The following is a 544-nucleotide window of genomic DNA, read 5'->3' as shown; positions in this document are numbered from 1 at the left end:
GCCATAAAGGCAAGACCGGACACACCAAACGTCACTTGGAAACACGCGGAAAAATCGTGATTTCCCACACCTTAGACGAGCGTCCGATTTCGGCACAAAACCGGAGTCGATGCGGACATTGGGAAGCGGATACGGTGTTGGGTGTGGCGGGAGGCGCCTGCTTAGTGACACTCACAGAACGAAAAAGTCGCTTTGAGTTAGCGATGAAAGTGTCGGCGAAAAAAGCGATGTTGGTCAAAGAGGCGACGATAACATTACTAAAATCCCACAATGTACGGTCAATTACGCCGGACCGGGGCAAAGAGTTTGCCAAACATCATTTGGTAACCCAAGCATTGGGAGCGGAATTTTATTTTCCCGAGCCGCATCAGCCGTGGCAAAGGGGAACGAATGAAAACACAAACGGGTTGCTTCGGGAATATTTTCCGAACCAACAGGATATAAACCAATGGAACGATGATTATATTCAGTCTGTCGTAGATAAACTCAATCTAAGACCACGAAAGTGTTTAGGCCGGAAAACACCTTATGAGGTTTACTTTAA

General features: G+C 47.2%; 1 protein-coding gene. It reads left to right on the top strand.

The window, feature by feature from the left end; all coding sequences use genetic code 11:
• Nucleotides 1-544: IS30 family transposase (locus tag DK423_RS10970; protein WP_109043989.1), on the top strand; the 544-nt coding region annotated here is incomplete at both ends.

The organism is Aggregatibacter actinomycetemcomitans (assembly GCF_003130205.1).
GTDB lineage: Bacteria > Pseudomonadota > Gammaproteobacteria > Enterobacterales > Pasteurellaceae > Aggregatibacter > Aggregatibacter actinomycetemcomitans_A.
The sequence above is the reverse complement of the archived record's forward strand: the minus strand, read 5'-3'. Positions and strand labels throughout refer to the sequence as shown.